This window comes from Microbacterium sp. BR1 (genome assembly GCF_002812725.1).
Classification (GTDB): domain Bacteria; phylum Actinomycetota; class Actinomycetes; order Actinomycetales; family Microbacteriaceae; genus Microbacterium.
On record NZ_NMUN01000008.1, the window covers coordinates 172002 to 192251 of the forward strand.

Consider the following 20250-nt stretch of genomic DNA (forward strand, 5'->3'; position numbering starts at 1 on the left):
TCACACCACACGCATCGACACGCTCACGAAAGGAGCACAACATGACCGGACAAGGATTCCAGGACCTCGGCCTGCAGGCGACGAACGGCGGTGGCTGCGCCTGTTGCGCCCCCACCTCCCACGCCGCCACGGCCAACACCACCGCCTCCGCGACGGCGCAACCGGCATCGGGCGAGGTGTCGGCGCAGTTCCTGGTGGAGGGGATGACGTGCTCGCACTGCTTGCGGAGCGTCACCGAGGAGGTCTCCGCGATCGACGGGGTCTCCGGCGTCGAGGTCGACCTGCACGCCGGCGGCGTGTCCACGGTGACCGTGTCCAGCACCGCCCCGGTGGACGCGGAGCGGGTGCGGGAGGCGGTCGAGGAGGCCGGGTACAGCCTCGCCGCAGCCTCATGAGCACGCTGGACGTCGATCTCGACATCACCGGGATGACCTGCGCGTCGTGCGCGACGCGGGTCGAGCGGAAGCTGAACAAGCTGCCCGGGGTGGAGGCGACGGTCAACTTCGCCACCGAGAAGGCCCGCGTGCACTCGGAGGCCCCGGTGCCGGTGGAGGAGCTGATCGCGGCGGTCGAGCAGGCGGGGTACGGAGCGAGCCTCCCAGCCCCGCCTGTGCCCGACACGGCTGAGCAGACCATCCCGCGGGACGATGAGCTGGCGTCGCTGCGGCAGCGGCTGATCGTCTCGGCGGTGCTGGCGGTGCCGGTCGCGGTGCTGTCGATGATCCCCGCCCTGCAGTTCACCTACTGGCAGTGGCTCACGCTCACCCTGGCCGCGCCGGTGGTGGTGTGGGGGGCGTGGCCGTTCCACCGCGCCGCGGCGATCAATGCCCGGCACGGGGCGGCGACGATGGACACTCTGATCAGCGTCGGGGTGCTGGCCGCGTTCGGCTGGTCGCTGTACGCGCTGTTCTTCGGCGGTGCGGGGATGCCGGGAATGCGGATGAGCGTCACCTTCGTCGGCACCCCGCAGGCCGGTGGCCACGAGGTGTACCTGGAGGTCGCCGCGCTGGTGACCGTGTTCATCCTCCTCGGCCGCTACCTCGAGGTTCGTGCCAAGCGGCAGTCCGGCGAGGCCCTGCGCGCCCTGCTGGAGCTCGGCGCCAAGGACGCAGTGATCCTCCGCGAAGGCACTGAGCAGCGCGTCCCCGTCGCACAGCTCGTTCCGGGTGATGTCGTGGTGGTGCGGCCGGGTGAGAAGATCCCCGCCGACGGCCTCGTCACCGAGGGAATGTCCGCGGTGGACGAGTCGATGCTGACCGGCGAGTCCGTGCCGGTCGAAGTCGCCCCCGGCTCCCGCGTGGTCGGCGCGACTGTGAACACCGGCGGGCGCCTGCTCGTGCAGATCACCCGCGTCGGCGCCGACACCGAGCTGGCCCGGATGGCGCGGCTGGTCGAGGAGGCGCAGACCGGCAAGGCCCAGGTGCAGCGCCTCGCCGACCGGGTGTCGGCCGTCTTCGTCCCCATCGTCATTGTCCTCGCCCTGGCCGCGTTCGCCGGGTGGCTGATCGCGGGGGCGCCCTTGGAGGTCGCCTTCACCGCCGCGGTGACCACCCTGATCATCGCCTGCCCGTGCGCGCTGGGGCTGGCGACGCCGACCGCTCTGCTGGTCGGCACCGGCCGCGGCGCCCAGCTGGGCATCCTCATCCGCGGACCCCAGGTGCTCGAGCAGACCCGCCGCATCGACACCGTCGTGCTCGACAAGACCGGCACCATCACCGCCGGCACCATGACCGTCACCGGCATCCACCCCGCTCCCGGCACCGATGAGGCGGAGCTGATCCGGTTCGCCGCGGCGCTCGAGCACGGCTCCGAGCACCCCATCGGCCGCGCCATCACCGCCGCAGCCGACGGCCCGACGGATGCCGTGGAGTCATTCGCCGCCGAGGCCGGTCAAGGCGTGCAGGGCATCGTCGACGGCCGCATGGTCGCCGCCGGCCGCGCCACCTGGATCACCGGGCAATGGGCGATCGCGATCCCCGACGAGCTCGCCGCGACGATCACGGCCGACGAGGCCGCGGGCGCCACCGTGACCGTCGTGGCGTGGGACGGGCAGGCGCGCGGCGCGATCAGCGTCGCCGACACCATCAAGCCCACCAGCCGTGAGGCCATCGCCCGACTGCGCGGGCTCGGGCTGACCCCGATCCTGCTCACCGGCGACAACCCCGGCGCCGCCCGCACCATCGCCGACGACGCCGGCATCGAGGACGTCCGCGCCGGAGTCACCCCGCAGGGCAAACTCGACACCATCCGCGAGCTGCAGGCATCCGGACGGGTGGTCGCGATGGTCGGCGACGGCGTGAACGACGCCGCCGCCCTCGCCCAAGCGGACCTCGGCATCGCAATGGGCACCGGCACCGACGCGGCCATCACCGCCGCGGACCTGACCATCGTCTCCGGCGACCTGCTCCTGGTCCCGGACGCGATCCGGCTCGCCCGCCGCACCCTGGGCACCATCAAGGGCAACCTGTTCTGGGCGTTCGCGTACAACGTCGCCGCGATCCCGGTCGCGATGCTCGCCCTGCTCAACCCCATCCTCGCCGCCGCCGCGATGGCGTTCAGCAGCGTGTTCGTCGTCACCAACAGCCTCCGACTGCGCCGTTTCCGCCTCCTGCCCGCCCCGACGCCCACCGTCCTGACGCCCAGCCGCGACACCACCCCCGTCCACGCCTGACACCCACGCAAGGAGACCGCCATGACGCACGACCACGAGCACCACACCGGCCACGAGCACGCCGCGCACGATCACGGATCCCACGAGCACCATCACCATGAGCCCCCGGCCGGGGCGACCAACCTCGTCACCTGCCCGGTCATGCCCGGCAATCAGGTCGACCCGGCGTGGGCAGAGAAGCGCGGCCTGTTCCGTGACTACGAAGGCGCGCGGTACTGGTTCTGCTGCCCCGAGTGCGGGCCGCTGTTCGACGGCGACCCCGCCCGCTACGCCAACGCCGCCTGACCCACGACGGCAGGGAAAGGGGGCGCGGGATGGATACAGCGGTCGGTCTGGTGCAGGCCTACCTGCGGGTGAACGGGTACTTCACCGTCGCCGAGTACCCGGTGCTGGACGCGACCGGTCCGGACGGGCCGCGCACCGTCACCGACCTGGACATCCTCGCGATCCGACTGCACCACATCCCCGGCGACGACCCCGACCCGGCCCTCGGCGCCCGCCCCGGGGCGCCGGACATGATCGTCGGCGAGGTCAAGGAGGGCGCCCCGAAGCTGAACCCCGCGATGCGCGACCCCGCGGTGCTGGAGGCCGCGTTCGCCCGGTTCGGCTGCTGCACCCCCGCCGACGCGCCCGCCCTCGTCCAGGAGCTGCTGACGGCCGGGCAGGTCCTCGCCCCGGAGGGCCACCTGATCCGCACGGTCGCGTTCGGCAACACCGCCCGCCCCCATCGGTCCGGCTCCTGGCACACCGTCCCCCTCGAGCACATCCTCGACTATCTCCGCGATCACCTCGCCCGCAACTGGGCCGTCGTCGGTCGCACCCAGATCAAGGACGACACCCTCGGGCTGCTGGCTCTGATGGAGAAGGCCCACCGTGCCGGAACGGGCCGCCGATGAGCCGGTTGCCGCGCACCGGTCCCCATCCGGGACCATCGCCCCTGGCCAGGCATCGGTCGGGCGACCAGGCTGGGCAGGACCGCCGTGCGCCCGATCGGCGCCGGCGGGGATCCAGGCACACCGGGGTACGCTGGACGCGGGAAGGAGGTCGGCGGTGAACCACATCCGAACCCTGGTGCACGCCCCATCCGGGCTGCACCGGCTGCTGCTGACCTTCGCGACCGCGCTCCTGCTGATCGCCGGCCTGCTGGCCATGCACACCCTCACCGGCATGCTCACCAGCGGGCACGCCGACACCCCCGCAGCGGCCTCCGAAGCCGCCCATGCCGCGCCCGACTCTGACCTGGGCGGCACCGTCGCGACCGGGAGCATGCTCGAGAACACCATCGGGACAGGCACCGAGGCTTCGGGCGGGCACTGCGAGGGCGACTGCGACAGCTCGGGCGGAATGCCGGACCATTCGATGCTGATGATGGCGTGCGTGCTGGCGCTGCTGGCCGCCACCATCGTGCTGCTCGCCCCGGCGCTGCTGGCCCGCCTGGGCACCGTCCTCGCCCTGCTACGCCTGCACGGGCGGAATGTGCTCACCGCGTTACCGCACCCCCGACCACCTTCCCTCATCGTCCTGTCGATCAGTCGAACCTGATTCCCCGCCCTCCCGTCGCCGCTGTGCCGGGAGATGCTGCGCCGTGCCCGCATACGGCTCGGGAATCAACTCACCATTCGACTGACTAGACAAGGACACCCACCCATGCGTTTCCGCATTCTCGCGCTGAGCACCGCCGCGCTCGCCGCTGCGCTCGTGCTCGCCGGCTGCGCGCCCACCGACGGATCCATGCCCGGCATGGACCACGGCCCCGGCGGCATGACCAGCGGCACCCCCGCCCCCTCCGAGCAGGCATCGTTCAACTCCGCTGACGAGATGTTCGTCACGATGATGATCCCGCACCACGAACAGGCCATCGAGATGGCCGATCAGATCCTGGCCAAGGACGGCATCGACGAGCGGGTCGTGACCCTCGCCGAGCAGATCAAAGCCGCCCAAGGCCCCGAGATCCAGACCATGAAGGGCTGGCTCGAGGACTGGGGAATCCCCTACGACGACTCCATGTCCGACATGGGCGGGATGGGCGGGATGGGCGGCATGGACCACGGCGACGGGATGATGTCCGACGACGACATGGCCGCCCTGGACGCCGCCACCGGGGTCGAGGCGACCCGGCTGTTCCTCGAGGGCATGGTCGGCCACCACCAGGGCGCCGTCACCATGGCCCAGATGGTGCTGAACAACGGCGAGAACCCGGACGTGGCCGCGCTCGCCCAGCAGATCATCGACGGACAGACCGCCGAGATCACCACCATGCAGGACATCCTCGCCACCCTCTGACCCGAACCCCTCGGGCGGGGCCGACCACCCCTGACCTGGCCCCGCCCGAGGCCCGGCGCATCCGTCCTGACCGACAGCGCCGGCCCGTCGAAAGGCCCATCATGACTTCCCGGACTCTGGCCGCGTGCTTCGTGGGCATCATCCTCGCCCTGATCATCCTGTCCGCGGCGACCATTCTCTTCATCCAGGCGATCGCATGAGCAGCAACGCCACCACGATCACGGCCGCTGCCGTCGCCGCTGCTGCGGGCCTGCTGCTGACCGGCTGCACCTCCACGCCGACCGCCACCTCGGCACCCGCCCCGGATACCGGTCTCGGTCATGTGCACGGCATCGTCGACCTCGGCGGGAGCACCGTGCTGCTGGGCGCCCACGCAGGCCTCTACACCCTCACCGACACCGGCGACATCTCCGGCCCCCTGGGAGGCGCGGACTTCGACGCGATGGGCCTGACCGCCGACGGCGACGTCCTCTACGCCTCCGGGCACCCGGGACCGAACACCCCGGCGGAGCTCGGCGAGCACAACCTGGGACTCATCCGAAGCACCGACGCCGGGACCACCTGGGAGCCGGTCGCGTTTACCGGGCAGGAGGACTTCCACGTCCTCACCGCCGGAGACGGTGCGATCCACGGGATCGGGTCCAGCTCGATCACCATCCGCACCAGCACCGACGGCGGGACCACCTGGATCGACGGCGCCGAGCTCCCCGCCGCCGACCTGACCGTCACCACCGACGGCACCCTCTACGCCGCGACGCGGCAGGGCCTGCAGGAGAGCCGGGATGCGGGCGCCACCTTCGACCTCGTCGCGGATGCGCCGCCGCTCTACCTGGTGGAGGCGGACTCCACGGGCGGGCTGGTCGGCGTCGACACCGACGGCACCCTCTGGCGAGTCACCGGCACCGGATCCTGGGACAGCGTCGGTGCCGCCACGGGCACCGTCCAGGCGCTCGGGAACGCAGATGGGGCGGTCGTGCTCGTCGACGACCGCGGCATCGTCTGGATCCACGGCACCGAGACCACCGTCGTCCTCCCGGCAGGGACCGCACAATGACCACTATCACCATGACCACATTCGGCGGCCTCGGCCGCGAACCTCGAGGAGACCGACCATGAGCACCGCACCGGCCCGCTGGGCATACCGCACCACCGCCGTCACCCCGGAACGACTGGAGGAGGTGGATGCGTGGTGGCGGGCGGCGAACTACCTGAGCATCGGGCAGATCTACCTGCTCGACAACCCGCTGCTGCGCGACCCGCTCACCGCGGAGCACATCAAGCCTCGACTACTGGGGCACTGGGGCACCACCCCGGGCCTGAACTTCCTGTACGCCCACCTCAACCGGGCGATCACCGACCGGGATCTGAACACCCTGTACGTGACCGGGCCGGGGCACGGCGGGCCGGGCATGGTCGCCAACGCCTACCTGGACGGCACCTACACGGAGCTGTACCCGCGGATCGACCGCACCGAGGAGGGGCTCAAGGCGCTGTTCCGGCAGTTCTCCTTCCCCGGCGGCATCCCCTCGCACGCGTCCCCGGACACGCCCGGGTCGATCAACGAGGGCGGCGAGCTCGGCTATTCCCTCGTCCACGCCTACGGCGCCGCGTTCGACAACCCGGACCTGCTGGTCGCGTGCGTGATCGGCGACGGGGAGGCCGAGACCGGGCCGCTGGCGACCGCGTGGCACGGCAACAAGTTCCTCAACCCCGCCGCGGACGGGGTGGTGCTACCGATCCTGCACCTGAACGGGTACAAGATCGCCAACCCGACGGTGCTGTCCCGCATCCCCGAGGACGAGCTGGTCGCGCTGCTGCGCGGCTACGGCCACGAGCCGTTCGTGGTCACCGTCGGCTTCGACGGCGAGGACCCGCGGGAGTCCCACGCCCGGTTCGCCGGCGTGCTGGACGAGGTGCTGGACCGGATCGCGGACATCAAGACCGCCGCGGCGGCCGGCACCCTGGAAGGCCGGCCGGCGTGGCCAGCGATCGTGCTGCGCAGCCCGAAAGGCTGGACCTGCCCGCCGGTGATCGACGGGCTCCCCGTGGAGGGCACCTGGCGGTCCCACCAGGTGCCGCTCGCCGAGGTCCGCGACACCCCCGAGCACCTGCAGATCCTCCAGGACTGGCTGGCCTCCTACCGGCCCGACGAGCTCTTCGACGCCGACGGCGCCCCGTTCCCCGCCACGGTCGCCGCCGCCCCGGCCGGAGCGCGGCGGATGAGCGCTAACCCGGTCGCGAACGGCGGGCAGCTGACCGTCCCGCTGCGCCTGGGCGACTTCCGCGACCACGCCCACCCGGTCGACCCCGAGGCGCGAGGCACGGGAACGGCGGAGGCGACCCGGATGCTCGGCGAATGGCTCGCCGACGTGATCCGGCACAACCCGGACAACTTCCGCATCTTCGGCCCCGACGAGACCGCCTCCAACCGGCTCGCCCCGCCCGTGTTCGAGGCCACCGGCAAGCAGTGGAACGCGACCGTGCTGCCGGTGGACGAGCATCTGGCGCCGACCGGGCGGGTGATGGAGGTGCTCAGCGAGCACCAGTGCCAGGGCTGGCTCGAAGGGTACGTCCTCACCGGCCGGCACGGCCTGTTCAACTGCTACGAGGCGTTCACGCACATCGTCGACTCGATGTTCAACCAGCACGCCAAATGGCTCGAAGCCGCCAGCGAGGTGCCCTGGCGGGAACCGGTGCCGAGCTTCAACTACCTGCTCTCCAGCCACGTCTGGCGGCAGGACCACAACGGGTTCAGCCACCAGGACCCCGGGTTCATCGACCTCGCCCTGAACAAGAGCCCCGACATCGTCCGCGTCTACCTCCCGTTCGACGCGAACACGCTGCTGTCCACCTACGACCACTGCCTGCGCTCCACCGGCTACATCAACGTCGTCGTCGCCGGAAAGCAGCCCGCCCCGCAGTGGCTCACCATGGACGAGGCGATCGAGCACTGCACCCGGGGCCTGGGCATCCTGCCCTGGGCCGGCACCGAGACCGAGGGCGCCGAGCCGGACGTGGTGCTCGCCGCCGCCGGCGACGTGCCCACCCTCGAGGTGCTCGCCGCGGCCGCGTTGCTGCGCGAGCACATCCCTGACCTGTCCGTGCGGGTCGTGAACGTGGTCGACCTGACCCGTCTGCAATCCGAGGACCAGCACCCGCACGGCCTGCCGGACCGGGAGTTCGACGCGATCTTCACCCCCGACAAGCCGGTGATCTTCGCCTACCACGGCTACCCGTGGCTGATCCACCGTCTCACCTACAAGCGCGCCGGGCACCAGAACCTGCACGTCCACGGCTTCGTGGAGAAGGGCACCACCACGACCCCGTTCGACATGGTCATGCTCAACGACCTCGACCGCTACCGGCTCGCGATCGACGTCCTCGACCACGTCCCGGGCCTTGCCGCGACCCACGCGCAGCTGCGGCAGGAACTCGTCGACGCCCGCCTGCGCGCCCGCGCCCACACCCGCGAGCACGGCACCGACATCCCCGCCGTCGCCGACTGGCGCTGGCCCCACCCCGACACCGACCTGAACCGCCCCTCCACCGCGAAGGAAATCCGATGACCGACACCAAGACCGTGACCCTGCAGGTCAGCGGCATGATCCGCGCGACCTCCAAGAACGTCACCGAAGCCCACCTCGCCCGCCAGCCGGGCGTCCTGTCCGTCGACGCGAACCCGGTCTCCCAGACCGCGACCGTCACCTACGACCCGCAGACCACCTCGGTCGCGCACCTGCAGCAGTGGGTGATCGAATGCGGCTACCACTGCGCCGGGCAGTCCGTCCCGGACCACATCTGCGACCCCGCCCACGAACCTCACGAGCACGCCGAGCACCACGACCACGCCGAGCACGATGCCCACGCCGAGCATGACGCGCACGACGGCTATCAGGAGCACGCCGAGCACGAGGGACGCGCGGTCTCCACCGGTCATGACACCCCGGCGGGGCACGAGCACCCGCACCCGGCAGCGGACCACGCGGACCACTCCGCCATGGACGCCGGCGCGCATGCCGGTCACGCTCCGGCCACCGAGGGCGGACACGATCACGGGGCTCAGCCGGCCGGCCGCAGCGCGCAGGATGTGATGGGCCACGGCGGGCATCACGGCGGCATGTCGATGGACGCGATGATCCGGGACATGCGCAACCGGTTCCTGGTCGCGTTGATCCTGTCGATCCCGATCACCTTGTGGTCCCCGATCGGCCGGGAGGTGCTCGGCTTCGAGGTGCCGGCCCCGTTCGGGCTGCGCGACGACGTGTTCATGCTGATCGTGTCGCTGCCGGTGATCTTCTACTCGGCCTGGATCTTCTTCGACGGCGCCTACCGGGCTCTGCGGGCCCGCACCCTGGACATGATGGTGCTGGTCGCGGTCGGTGTCGGCGCCGGCTGGATCTACAGCCTGGTCATCACCCTCACCGGCGGCGGCGAGGTCTTCTACGAGGCGGCGACCGTGCTGGCCACCTTCGTGCTGCTCGGCCACTGGGTCGAGATGCGCGCCCGGGGAGGTGCGAACGACGCCATCCGCCGGCTGCTGGAGCTCGCGCCCGCCCGCGCGGTCGTCCTCCGCGACGGCGAGGAGGTCGAAATCCCCACCTCCGAGGTCGTCCCCGGCGACCTCATGCTCATCCGCCCCGGCGCGAAGGTCCCCACCGACGGCGTCGTCGAGGACGGCGAGTCCGAGATCGACGAGTCGATGGTCACCGGCGAGTCCATGCCGGTCGAGAAGGCGCCCGGCTCGGAGGTGATCGGGGCGACCGTGAACACCGTCGGCACGCTCCGGGTGCGTGCCACGAAGGTCGGCGCGGACACCGCGCTGGCGCAGATCGTGAAGCTGGTGCAGGAGGCGCAGAACTCCAAGGCCCCCGGCCAGCGCCTCGCCGACCGGGCCGCGTTCTGGCTCGTTCTGCTCGCCCTCGTCGGCGGCACCCTGACCTTCCTGGTGTGGTTCCTCGCCGGGGCGGAGCTGCCGATGGCGATCCTGTTCGCGATCACCGTCGTCGTCATCACCTGCCCCGACGCCCTCGGGCTCGCCACGCCGACCGCGATCATGGTCGGCACCGGCCTGGGCGCCAAGCGTGGTGTCCTGTTCAAGAACGCCACCGGCATCGAGACCGCCGCGCACATCGACACCGTCGTGCTGGACAAGACCGGCACGCTCACCAAGGGCGAGCCGGAGGTCACCGACTACATCCCCATCGGCATGGACGACCTGGAGCTGCTCGCCCTCGCCGCGGCGCTCGAGCGGGAGTCGGAGCACCCGCTGGCCAAGGCGATCGTCACCTACGCCGAGAGCCGGAACATCCCGCGCCGCACCGCGTCCGCGTTCCGCAACGTCACCGGGCAGGGCGCGATCGCCACCGTGGACGGGAAGCACGTGGTGCTCGGCAACGCCCGGCTGATGGCCGCGCAGGGCATCGACACCGGCCCGGTCGTCTCGCAGCAGCAGGCCCTCGCGGACGGCGGCCGCACCGCGATCATGTTCGCCGTCGACGGGCAGATCGCCGGCGTGATCGCCCTCGCCGACGCCCCCCGCGACACCGCGAAAGCCGCGATCGACGCACTCCACGAGCAGGGCATCGAGGTGGCGATGCTCACCGGCGACAACAAGCCCACCGCCGAGCGCATCGCCTCGCTGCTGGGCATCGACACCGTGATCGCCGACGTGCTCCCCGAGGACAAGTCCGCCAAGATCGCCGAGCTCCAGGCATCCGGCAAGAAGGTCGCGATGGTCGGCGACGGCGTCAACGACGCCCCCGCCCTCGCCCAGGCGGACCTCGGCATCGCGATCGGCGCCGGCACCGACGTCGCCATCGAGACCGCAGACGTCGTCCTGATGCGCTCCGACCCGCTCGATGTCGCGATCGCGCTGAAGATCGGGAAGGGCACGCTGCGGAAGATGCGGCAGAACCTCGGCTGGGCCATCGGCTACAACGCCATCGCGCTGCCCATCGCCGCCGGCGTGTTCTACCCCGCGTTCGGGATCATGCTCACCCCCGAGATCGCCGCCATCAGCATGTCCGGCTCCAGCGTGATCGTCGCCGTCAACGCGCTCCTGCTCAAGCGGCTCCGGCTGCCCGCCCAGCAGGCCCCCGCGGCCCCGGCAGAGGCGAGCAGCCTCGCCCCGGCGTCGACGCCCGGCGGCGCCTCATGACCGGACGCGAGGCGCCGCGATGACTCCGCGGTCGGCAGAGCACGGGACTCACCACCTCGATGCCGTCTACGACGCGGTGCTGTTCGACATGGACGGCGTGGTCACGAACACCGCCGCGATCCATGCCGCCGCGTGGAAGCAGCTGTTCGACGAGGTGCTGCGAGACCCGCGTGTGCAGGTGGACGACCCCGAGACGACCTTCGACCCGGTCGCCGACTACCGCCGCTATGTGGACGGGCGAACCCGCGAGGACGGGGTATCGGCGTACCTGACGACCCGTGGGATCGCCCTGGACGCCGGAGATCCCGACGACCCACCAACGGCGTGGACGATCGCGGGGCTCGCGGCGCGCAAGAACGAGCTGTTCCTGGCGGAGCTGGGCACCCGTGGGCTGCGCGTCTATCCGGGCACCGCGGCGCTGCTGCATCGCCTGCGGGACGCGGCCGTGCCGGTCGGGCTGGTCACCGCGAGCCGGAACGCGCAGCAGATGCTCGCCGCCGCAGGACTGGCCGGCTGCTTCGACACCGTGGTGGACGGCCGGATCGCGCTCACGCATCACCTGAAAGGCAAGCCGGATCCCGCCATGTTCGTGGAGGCGGCCCGGCGACTGGGTGTCGCCGCGGCCCGCACCGCGGTCGTCGAGGACTCGGTCGCCGGCGTAGCGGCCGCGAGGCGCGGAGGCTTCGGCTTCGTCGTCGGCATCGACCGCGCCGGAGCGCGGGAGCAGCTCGAGGCCGCGGGCGCCGACCTCGTCCTGGCCGATGTCGCCGAGCTCGACCTGGGCGTCTCCACCACGGATCCGTGGCAGCTGGTCTACGACGGCTTCGACCCCGCGCACGAAGGGCACCGGGAGGCGCTCACCGCGCTGGGGAACGGCTACCTGGCCACCCGTGGCGCCCGGCCCGAGCACCACGACGACGGCATCCACTATCCCGGCACCTACCTCGCCGGCGTGTACAACCGACTGGCGAGCACCATCCACGGGCGCGAGCTCGAGGAGGAGCATCTCGTCAACACGCCCAACTGGCTTCCGGTGGACCTCCGCATCGGAGGCGGGCCGTGGCTGTCCACCGGCCAGGTCGTCGCGCACAGCGAACGACGCGAGCTCGACCTGCGCCGCGGCCTGGTCGTCCGCCGCGCGGTCCTCACCGCTCCGAACGGGGATCGACTCGACTTCGTGCAGACGACGTTCACCTCCCTGGACGAACCTCACCTTGCCGTGCTGGAAACCACGCTCACCGCCCCCGACTGGAGCGGCACGGTCACCCTTCGCGCCGGGATCGACGCCGGCGTGCGCAACAGCAACGTGGCCGCGTACCTCGGATCGGACGCCACCCACCTCACGCAGCCGACGTTCCGCCAGGTCGGCGACACCACCCTCTGCGAGGTGCGGACCCGACAGAGCCGGGTCCACATCGCCACCGCCGTCCGCACGACCCTCACCGGAACCGACAGCGCGACCGATCACCGCATCGACACGCCATCGCAGCCCACCCGGGAGCTGCGCATCCCTCTGGAGCAGGGTCGACCGGTCACCCTCACCAAGACGGCCGCGATCTACACCTCCCACGATCGGGCCATCAGCGAGCCGGGTGGTGCCGCCCTGACCCTGCTCATCGAACGCGGTGGCGACGTCGAGGCGCTGCGGGAACGCCACGCGGCGGCGTGGCGGCGACTCTGGGAACGCTTCGCGGTCACCCTGGACGCCGACACGCACAGCCGACTCATCCTGAACCTGCACGTCTTCCACCTGCTCCAGACCCTCTCGCCGCACACCGTCGAGCTCGACGCCGGGGTGCCCGCCCGCGGCCTGCACGGCGAGGGGTATCGGGGGCACGTCTTCTGGGACGAGGTGTTCGTCCTGCCCGTGATCGCTCTGCGCACGCCCGAGATCAGCCGGGCGCTGATCGACTACCGCTGGCGGCGACTGGACGCCGCCCGCGCCGCGGCGACCGCCGCCGGACTCCGCGGAGCCCTCTTCCCCTGGCAGAGCGGCAGCGACGGTCGCGAGGAGACGCCCGAGGCGCTCTACAACCCGCGCTCCGGTCGGTGGATGCCGGACAACTCCCACCGTCAACGCCACGTCGGCCTCGCCATCGCCTACAACGCCTGGCAGCACTACCAGGCCACCGGCGACCTCGAGTGGCTCGCCGAACGCGGCGGCGAGCTCATCATCGAGGTCGCCCGCCTGTTCGCCTCGCTCGCCGAGCACGACACTGCCACCGACCGCTTCCACATCGCCGGGGTGATGGGACCCGACGAGTTCCACGACGGCGCCCCGGACGCTCCCGGCAGCGGCCTGCGCGACAACACGTACACCAACGTCCTCGCCTCGTGGGTCGCCACGCGAGCGGCCCGGACACTCGCCCTGCTCCACGGGCACCGCGGCGAGGGCCTCCGCGACCGGCTCCGCGTCACCGACGAGGAGATCGCGGGGTGGGCCCGGCTCAGCACACGACTGGCGGTGGGGTTCCACCGCGACGGCATCCTCACCCAGTTCGACGGCTACGAGAGCCTGCAGGAGCTGGACTGGGACCACTACCGCGAGGAGTACGGGAACATCGGCCGGCTCGATCTCATCCTCGAGTCCGAGAACGACAGCACCAACCGGTACAAGCTCGCCAAGCAGCCCGACGTCGTCATGCTGGTCTACCTGCTCGGTCACGACGGGCTCCGGGCGCAACTCGCCACGCTCGGCTACCCGTTCTCCGAGCAGGACCTGACCCGCACGGTCGAGTACTACCTCGCCCGCACCGCCAACGGGTCGACGCTCAGCCGAGTCGTGAACGCCTCCGTCCTGGCCGGCATCGACCCGTCCCGCTCCTGGATCGCGTTCCGCGAGGCGCTGATCGCCGATCTCGACGACTCCCAGGGCGGCACCACCCGCGAAGGGATCCACCTCGGCGCGATGGCCGGCACCATCGACCTGCCCGTCCGCTCCTTCGCCGGCATGGCCCTCGGTGACGACGAGCTCGTCTTCGCCCCCCGACTGCCGCCGAACCTCACCCGGGTCGGGTTCCAGATCCGATACCGCGGCCACCTCGTCGACGTGATGCTCCGTGACCGCAGCCTGGAGCTTCGCGTGCACGCCGGCTCAGCACCCGCGATCCACGTGCGCGTCGGCGCGGTCGCCGTGCCGCTCTCGGCCGGACAGACCAAGACGTTCGCGATCGGCCCGGGCACCTCGGCCCGCGACGCGACCAACCGCGAAGGAGGCCTCGACTGATGAGCACGCATCGGAGCCGGTATCGGCGCATCGCCACCATCCTCGAGCACCACGGACTCGGGCTCGGCCTCGGGCTGCTCGGACTGGAGAAGTGGATTCCCTTCAACAAAGGCGTTCTCGGGCATGCGCGCCGGGACGAGCCCTACACCAGTCCGGAACACCTCCGACTCGCCCTCGAGGAGCTCGGACCGACCTTCATCAAACTCGGCCAGCTGCTGTCCACCCGCAACGACCTGCTGCCCGCCGCTTACCTCGCCGAGTTGGTCAAGCTTCAGGACGCCGCGCCGCCCGAGGCCTGGGAGCCGATGAAGGCGGTGATCCGCGAGGAGCTCGGCGCGGACCCCGAACAGCTCTTCGCACAGTTCGACCCGCAACCGCTGGCCGCCGCGTCGATCGGGCAGGCATACGCCGCGACCCTTCACGACGGCACCCAGGTCGTCGTGAAGGTCCGCCGACCCGGCGCGGTCGCCCAGATCCACGAAGACCTGGAGATCCTGCAGAACCTCGCCGAGCGCGCCGACAAGCGGTGGGATGCCGCCCGCCAGTACAACCTGCCGGGCATCGTCGAGGAGTTCTCCCGCACGCTGCGCGCCGAGCTCGACTATCTGCAGGAGGGCCGGAACGCGGAGCGGTTCGCCGCCGACTTCGCCGACTCACCCGACGTCGCCGTCCCTCAGGTGTTCTGGGAGACGACCACGTCACGCGTGCTGACCCTGGAACGGATGCACGGCATCCGAGTCGACGACCTGCCCGCCCTGGACGCGGCCGGCATCGACCGGAACCAGCTGGCCAGGCGAGGCGCAGACCTCATCCTCACCATGGTGTTCGAGAACCGCTTCTTCCACGCCGACCCGCACCCGGGCAACCTGTTCATCCAAACCGACGGATCCATCGCCCTCATCGACTTCGGCATGGTCGGCCAACTCGACGAAGAGGTCACCGAGCAGCTCTCCGACGTGCTGCTCGCCTTCACCCGCGGAGACTCCAACGCGCTCGCCACCGCCCTGCTCGCGCTCTCGATCACCAAGAACACCTCCGACCGCGGCGAGCTCGGCCGCTCCCTGGACGTCTTCGTGTCGCGGTATCTCGGACGCCCCCTGTCCGACATTAACCTCAGCCACCTGCTCGGAGAGCTGCTCGCCCTGCTGCGACACCACCACCTCCAGCTGCCGCAGCAGACCGCTCTGCTGTTCAAGGTCCTGATGATGGGCGAGGCACTGGCGGCACGGCTCGACCCCGAGTTCGAGATGCTGCAGGCGCTCACCCCCTTCTCGGAGCGGATCGTGCAGCGACAGTTCTCCCTCCCCGCCCTGGCGAAACGCTGGGCACAGGCATCCGCGGATGCCGGAGCACTGCTGCTCGAGCTGCCCGGAACACTCAAGCAGCTCCGGCGGGTGCTGGAGAACGGCGGCCTCGAGGTGCACCTGCGCGCGGCCGAACTGGAACCGCTCGTGGGACGGGCTGAACGGATCGGCAATCGCCTGATCGCCGGCATGATCACCGCCGCCCTGATCAACGGCATCGGCGAACTCGTCAGCGGGAACACGAGATGGCGCTCGCGGGAAGGCGTCATGATCGGCGCCGGCGCGAGCGTGGTCACCGCACTCGGCGGCTACCTGCTCTGGACCACGCGGCGACGGCGATGACCGCCGCGGCTCCCATCCCTCATCAGAAAGGCACGCACATGAACACCATTCGAGTCGGCGTCAACGGCTACGGCGTCATCGGCAAGCGCGTCGCCGACGCGGTCCTGCTGCAGTCGGACATGGACCTGGTCGGCGTCGCGGACATCGCCACCGACTGGCGGATCAAGTCCGCAGCGAACCGCCTGCCCGTGTTCGCCTCCACCATCGAGGCGCAGCAGGCCATGCGGGGCGCCGACGTGCCCGCACAGGGAGTGCTCGACGACCTTCTCGCGCAGTGCGACGTCGTCGTCGACACCACCCCCAAGCATGTGGCAGCGGGAAACCTGGAGCGCTACCGCGCCCTCGGCGTCAAGGCAGTGCTCCAAGGCGGCGAGTCCCACTCCACCACCGGCCACTCCTTCGTCGCCCAAGCCAACTACGCCAGCGCCATCGGCAGGGACAGCACCCGGGTGGTCTCCTGCAACACCACCAGCATCGTGCGGATCCTCGGCGCGCTGGATGCGGCCGGACTCCTGCTGCGCGCCCGTGGGGTGCTCATCCGCCGCGCCACCGACCCGTGGGAATCGCACCTCGGCGGGATCATGAACACGATGGTCCCAGAACCGACCATCCCCTCTCATCAGGGCCCCGACGCACAGACCGTGCTCCCCGGACTCGATGTCGTCACCATCGCCGCCAAAGGCGCCCACACGCAGACCCACAGCCACTACTGGACGCTACAACTGACCCGGGAGGCGACCCGCGACGAGGTGCTGGACGCCCTGCGCGCCGCGCCCCGCATCGCGTTCATCCGGATGTCCGATGGCCTGGTCGCCCTCAACTCCACCGTCGAGCTGATGCGCGATCTCGGCCGCCCCCGGGGAGACATGTGGGAGGTCGCCGTGTGGGAGGACCTGGTCACCGTGAACGGCAGCGAGGCCTACCTCGCCTACCAGGTCTACAACGAGGCCATCGTCGTGCCCGAGACGATCGACGCGATCCGCGCGCTGACGGGCACCGTCCCCGACGCCGCGACCTCGATCCGCCTCACCGACGAGAGCCTCGGCATGCGCCAGGACTTCCTCACACCGGCGGAGGAGCCCGACCATGACCGGTGACCACCAACCGCCCGCCGACGTCCCGGCGAAGGCGACCCGCGGCGACGGATGCCTGTGACGGCGTGGCTGATCATCGGGATCTCCGTGCTCGGGATCGCGATCTACCTGTTCATCGACCACCTTCCCCACGTCGTCGCAGTGCTGCCCTACGTCGCGATCATCGGCATGGCCGCCATGCACCTGTTCGGCCACCGCCACCACACCGGCGCCCACGACTCGAATCATCGACGCCACGGGGGCGACAGCGGGACCGACACGCGAGAGTCGTCGTGAACACCGTCGTCCGCCCCCTCGCGGACGCCAGCCGGCACGGGCACCCCCGACCGCTGCGGATGCTGTGGGTCACGCTCGCCTGGGGGTCGTGCTTCGTCGCGATCACCGTCGGCCTGCAAGACGCCCCGCCGCTGTGGCTCGCGGCACTGAGAGCCCTCATCGCCGGGGTCGCGCTCGCAACCGTCGCCGGCATCCAGCGGGCACCTCTTCCCCGCGACCCGAAGACATGGGCACTGATCGGCTGCCTCGGACTGGTGAACATCGCCCTGGCATTCACGACGATGTTCGTCGCCGCGACCGGACTGTCGACCGGGATCGCCTCGGTGCTCGCCAACGCGCAGCCAATCCTGATCCTGCTGCCCGCGTGGTGGCTCTACCGCGAGCGTCCCACCCCCGCCGCGATCGCCGCGATCGGCCTGGGCTTCACCGGCCTACTCATCATCGTCCTTCCCTCCGGGCTCGGCACCGGAGCGTGGCTCTCACTGACCTCCGCCGCCGCGATCACCGCCGGCACCCTCATCGGCCGGATCGTGCACGCAGACGTCCGAATCGTGGCGGCAGCTCAGCTGCTCATCGGAGGTGCGATCCTCGCCGGCACCGCAGCCGTCACAGAAGGGCCGCCCACGATCGACTGGAACATCCGGTTCATCCTCACCCTGCTGTTCCTATCACTGGTCGGCACCGCCGCCACCACGGTCGCCTGGTTCACCGAGATCGGACGTGCCCGGCTCGACCTCCTCGCCGCGTGGACGCTGCTCGTGCCGGTCTTCGGGATCCTGCTGTCGCTGCTGATCCTGCGCGAGGACCCGGGCCTGTGGGGCTGGATCGGGACCGTGATCGTGCTGATCGCAATGGCGTTGCTCGCCATCGGATCCAGGCGCTCAGAGCCCTCGGCCGTCACGGCAACCGGCAATCGTGCCCCACGAGCCTCCGCCGATCATGCGACGTCCGACCCGGACGGCCTCCCTGACGAAAACCACGGCCCGCGCTCCCGGCCGGAAAGGAAACAACGATGAACCCGTCGCCCGCCCCACGCCCCCGCTTCCTCCTAACTCGGCGAGGGTTCCTCGGCGTCAGCATTGGCGCCGTCGCGACGGTCGCGCTGGCATCCTGCGCGCCGGCGGCGAACTGGGTGCAGCCCGACGGCGCCCAGGTCCAAGGCGCCGAGCGGCGCCGCGGCGGCACCGGGAAGGTCACCACCGCGACCCTCACCGCCGCCCCGACCGTGCTGGACCTAGCCGGGGCGACCGCGCCGACCTGGGCGTTCGGGTCTGTTCCGGCGCCCGTGATCCGTCTCGGCGCCGGAGACACTCTGAAGGCCACCGTCCGGAACCAGCTCGAGGCGGACACCTCCGTGCACTGGCACGGGCTCGCGCTGCGCAACGACATGGACGGCGTCCCGCCGGTCACCCAGCAGCCCATCAAGGCCGGGGCCAGTTTCGACTACGAGTTCATCGCGCCCGATCCCGGCACCTACTGGTTCCACCCCCACGTCGGGGTGCAGCTGGACCGTGGCCTGTACGGGGCGCTGATCGTCGAGGACCCCGCCGAGCCCGGCGGGTACGAGGACGAGTGGGTCATCATCCTCGACGACTGGCTCGACGGCGTCACCGCCACCCCCGACGACGTCCTTGACGAGCTGTCCGCCGGGATGGGCGACATGGGCGGGATGGGCGACATGTTCATGCGGATGGGCAACACCCTCATGGGCGCCACCTCCGACCTGCTCGGCGGCGACGCCGGCGACGTCTACTATCCCCTCTACCTCGTCAACGGGAAGCCCCCCGCCGACCCGACCCAGTTCACCGGGCGGGCCGGCGAGAAGGTGCGGCTGCGGATCATCAACGCCGGCAGCGACACCGCGTTCCGCCTCGCCATCGGCGGTCACACGCTCACCATCACCCATACCGACGGATTCCCCGTGGAACCGGTCGAAGTCGACAGCATCCTCATCGGTATGGGCGAACGCTACGACGCGACCCTCACCCTCGGCGACGGCGTGTTTCCCCTCGTCGCGCAAGCCGAAGGCAAGCGCGACCGCGGCTTCGCCGTCATCCGCACCGGCAGCGCCGCGGCAGCACCGACGGCCGATGTGAGCATCCCGGAGCTCACTAGCAGCCGGATCGGGACCGCACAGCTGCTGACGTCAGATAGCAGCGTTGCGCTGTCCTCACGGCAGCCTGATCGGACCGTGGCGATCACTCTCACCGGAGGTATGGCCGAATACGACTGGGGCATCGACGGGCGACGGTTCGATATGAATCAGCCCCTCGACGGCGCGCACGAGATCCGCGAAGGCGAACGCGTCCGGTTCACGATCACTAATGACACCGAGATGTGGCACCCATTCCATCTACACGGTCACACCTACCAGCATGAAGGTGGCGGCCCGCGGAAAGACACGTCGATCATCCTGCCCAAGCAGACCCTCACCGTCGACTTCGACGCTGACAACCCAGGTCTCTGGGTCGCCCACTGCCACAACATCTACCACGCCGAAACCGGCATGACCACTGTCATCGGCTATCGGGCGTGACCACGGCGCAACCTTCCGGAGGCCACGGAACTGGTCGTGTCGATGAACGCGTGACGGCGCCATTGATCGGACGGGATGCGGTCCCACCCCTGCGGGATCGTGACGATACCGGCCGCGGCTACGTTATTGGCCGGCCGGCCGGTCCGCCGTTGTCGGCGGTGGAGAGCGTGCGCGCCGAACGCATCCACCGCGCCGTGTTTGGGCACGCCAAGATCGTCCACGTCCTCGAGGGCGCCGCACACATTGAGGCGTCCGTCCGGGCGTGCATCCTGACGCCTGGGACGGCTCGGCACTCGTGCTGCAGCCTGGCGTGGACATCCTGCACCGCATCGAACCGCTGTGGCGCCAGATCAGCCTCGTG

Annotated in this window: 15 protein-coding genes; all 15 read left to right on the top strand. The window is 70.6% G+C overall.

All coding sequences use genetic code 11. The features are described 5' to 3' along the window. Positions 1 to 41: 41 nt before the first annotated feature. Positions 42 to 395 (top strand): heavy-metal-associated domain-containing protein, encoded by a 354-nt coding sequence (locus tag CGU35_RS13525; RefSeq protein ID WP_051513309.1) that lies wholly within the window; start codon positions 42 to 44, stop codon positions 393 to 395. Beyond that, complete coding sequence (locus CGU35_RS13530) at positions 392 to 2671, top strand: heavy metal translocating P-type ATPase (protein WP_021065010.1); 2280 nt, start codon at positions 392 to 394, stop codon at positions 2669 to 2671. Before CGU35_RS13525 ends, CGU35_RS13530 begins: the two co-directional genes overlap by 4 nt. Positions 2672 to 2692: 21 nt before the next feature. Continuing rightward, complete coding sequence (locus CGU35_RS13535) at positions 2693 to 2956, top strand: YHS domain-containing protein (protein WP_021010667.1); 264 nt, start codon at positions 2693 to 2695, stop codon at positions 2954 to 2956. Positions 2957 to 2985: 29 nt separating this feature from the next. Next, positions 2986 to 3567, top strand: coding sequence for a hypothetical protein (locus CGU35_RS13540; RefSeq protein WP_021065011.1), 582 nt, complete (start codon positions 2986 to 2988; stop codon positions 3565 to 3567). A 154-nt stretch (positions 3568 to 3721) separates the two neighbouring features. Next, on the top strand, positions 3722 to 4213 hold the full coding sequence (locus tag CGU35_RS13545; protein WP_036302050.1) for a DUF6153 family protein: 492 nt from the start codon (positions 3722 to 3724) through the stop codon (positions 4211 to 4213). 105 nt (positions 4214 to 4318) lie between these two features. Continuing rightward, on the top strand, positions 4319 to 4954 hold the full coding sequence (locus tag CGU35_RS13550; protein WP_036302052.1) for a DUF305 domain-containing protein: 636 nt from the start codon (positions 4319 to 4321) through the stop codon (positions 4952 to 4954). A gap of 196 nt (positions 4955 to 5150) precedes the next feature. Next, on the top strand, positions 5151 to 6008 hold the full coding sequence (locus CGU35_RS13555; protein WP_036302054.1) for a F510_1955 family glycosylhydrolase: 858 nt from the start codon (positions 5151 to 5153) through the stop codon (positions 6006 to 6008). 58 nt (positions 6009 to 6066) lie between these two features. Next, positions 6067 to 8520, top strand: coding sequence for a phosphoketolase family protein (locus CGU35_RS13560; RefSeq protein WP_033107645.1), 2454 nt, complete (start codon positions 6067 to 6069; stop codon positions 8518 to 8520). After that, on the top strand, positions 8517 to 11111 hold the full coding sequence (locus CGU35_RS13565) for a heavy metal translocating P-type ATPase (RefSeq protein WP_100812069.1): 2595 nt from the start codon (positions 8517 to 8519) through the stop codon (positions 11109 to 11111). The genes CGU35_RS13560 and CGU35_RS13565 overlap by 4 nt, the downstream gene beginning before the upstream one ends. 19 nt (positions 11112 to 11130) lie before the next feature. Next, positions 11131 to 14337, top strand: a complete 3207-nt coding sequence (locus tag CGU35_RS13570; RefSeq protein ID WP_100812070.1) for an HAD-IA family hydrolase — start codon at positions 11131 to 11133, stop codon at positions 14335 to 14337. Beyond that, entirely contained in the window at positions 14337 to 15983 is a 1647-nt protein-coding gene (locus CGU35_RS13575) for an ABC1 kinase family protein (RefSeq protein ID WP_036298344.1), read from the top strand. The genes CGU35_RS13570 and CGU35_RS13575 overlap by 1 nt, the downstream gene beginning before the upstream one ends. A gap of 38 nt (positions 15984 to 16021) precedes the next feature. After that, positions 16022 to 17080, top strand: a complete 1059-nt coding sequence (locus CGU35_RS13580; RefSeq protein ID WP_033107657.1) for a type II glyceraldehyde-3-phosphate dehydrogenase — start codon at positions 16022 to 16024, stop codon at positions 17078 to 17080. 48 nt (positions 17081 to 17128) lie between these two features. After that, complete coding sequence (locus CGU35_RS13585; protein WP_100812071.1) at positions 17129 to 17353, top strand: DUF2933 domain-containing protein; 225 nt, start codon at positions 17129 to 17131, stop codon at positions 17351 to 17353. Beyond that, complete coding sequence (locus CGU35_RS13590; RefSeq protein WP_100812072.1) at positions 17350 to 18369, top strand: DMT family transporter; 1020 nt, start codon at positions 17350 to 17352, stop codon at positions 18367 to 18369. Before CGU35_RS13585 ends, CGU35_RS13590 begins: the two co-directional genes overlap by 4 nt. After that, a complete protein-coding gene (locus CGU35_RS13595) occupies positions 18366 to 19889 on the top strand; it encodes a multicopper oxidase family protein (protein ID WP_100812073.1) in 1524 nt (507 codons plus the stop codon). Before CGU35_RS13590 ends, CGU35_RS13595 begins: the two co-directional genes overlap by 4 nt. Positions 19890 to 20250 lie beyond the last annotated feature (361 nt).

What these genes read in the sequence shown, in the direction of transcription:
- CGU35_RS13525 (WP_051513309.1), top strand. Translation starts at nt 42, where the DNA reads ATGACCGGACAAGGATTCCAGGACCTCGGCCTGCAGGCGACGAACGGC.
- CGU35_RS13530 (WP_021065010.1), top strand. Translation starts at nt 392, where the DNA reads ATGAGCACGCTGGACGTCGATCTCGACATCACCGGGATGACCTGCGCG.
- CGU35_RS13535 (WP_021010667.1), top strand. Translation starts at nt 2,693, where the DNA reads ATGACGCACGACCACGAGCACCACACCGGCCACGAGCACGCCGCGCAC.
- CGU35_RS13540 (WP_021065011.1), top strand. Translation starts at nt 2,986, where the DNA reads ATGGATACAGCGGTCGGTCTGGTGCAGGCCTACCTGCGGGTGAACGGG.
- CGU35_RS13550 (WP_036302052.1), top strand. Translation starts at nt 4,319, where the DNA reads ATGCGTTTCCGCATTCTCGCGCTGAGCACCGCCGCGCTCGCCGCTGCG.
- CGU35_RS13555 (WP_036302054.1), top strand. Translation starts at nt 5,151, where the DNA reads ATGAGCAGCAACGCCACCACGATCACGGCCGCTGCCGTCGCCGCTGCT.
- CGU35_RS13560 (WP_033107645.1), top strand. Translation starts at nt 6,067, where the DNA reads ATGAGCACCGCACCGGCCCGCTGGGCATACCGCACCACCGCCGTCACC.
- CGU35_RS13565 (WP_100812069.1), top strand. Translation starts at nt 8,517, where the DNA reads ATGACCGACACCAAGACCGTGACCCTGCAGGTCAGCGGCATGATCCGC.
- CGU35_RS13570 (WP_100812070.1), top strand. Translation starts at nt 11,131, where the DNA reads ATGACTCCGCGGTCGGCAGAGCACGGGACTCACCACCTCGATGCCGTC.
- CGU35_RS13575 (WP_036298344.1), top strand. Translation starts at nt 14,337, where the DNA reads ATGAGCACGCATCGGAGCCGGTATCGGCGCATCGCCACCATCCTCGAG.
- CGU35_RS13580 (WP_033107657.1), top strand. Translation starts at nt 16,022, where the DNA reads ATGAACACCATTCGAGTCGGCGTCAACGGCTACGGCGTCATCGGCAAG.
- CGU35_RS13585 (WP_100812071.1), top strand. Translation starts at nt 17,129, where the DNA reads ATGCCTGTGACGGCGTGGCTGATCATCGGGATCTCCGTGCTCGGGATC.
- CGU35_RS13595 (WP_100812073.1), top strand. Translation starts at nt 18,366, where the DNA reads ATGAACCCGTCGCCCGCCCCACGCCCCCGCTTCCTCCTAACTCGGCGA.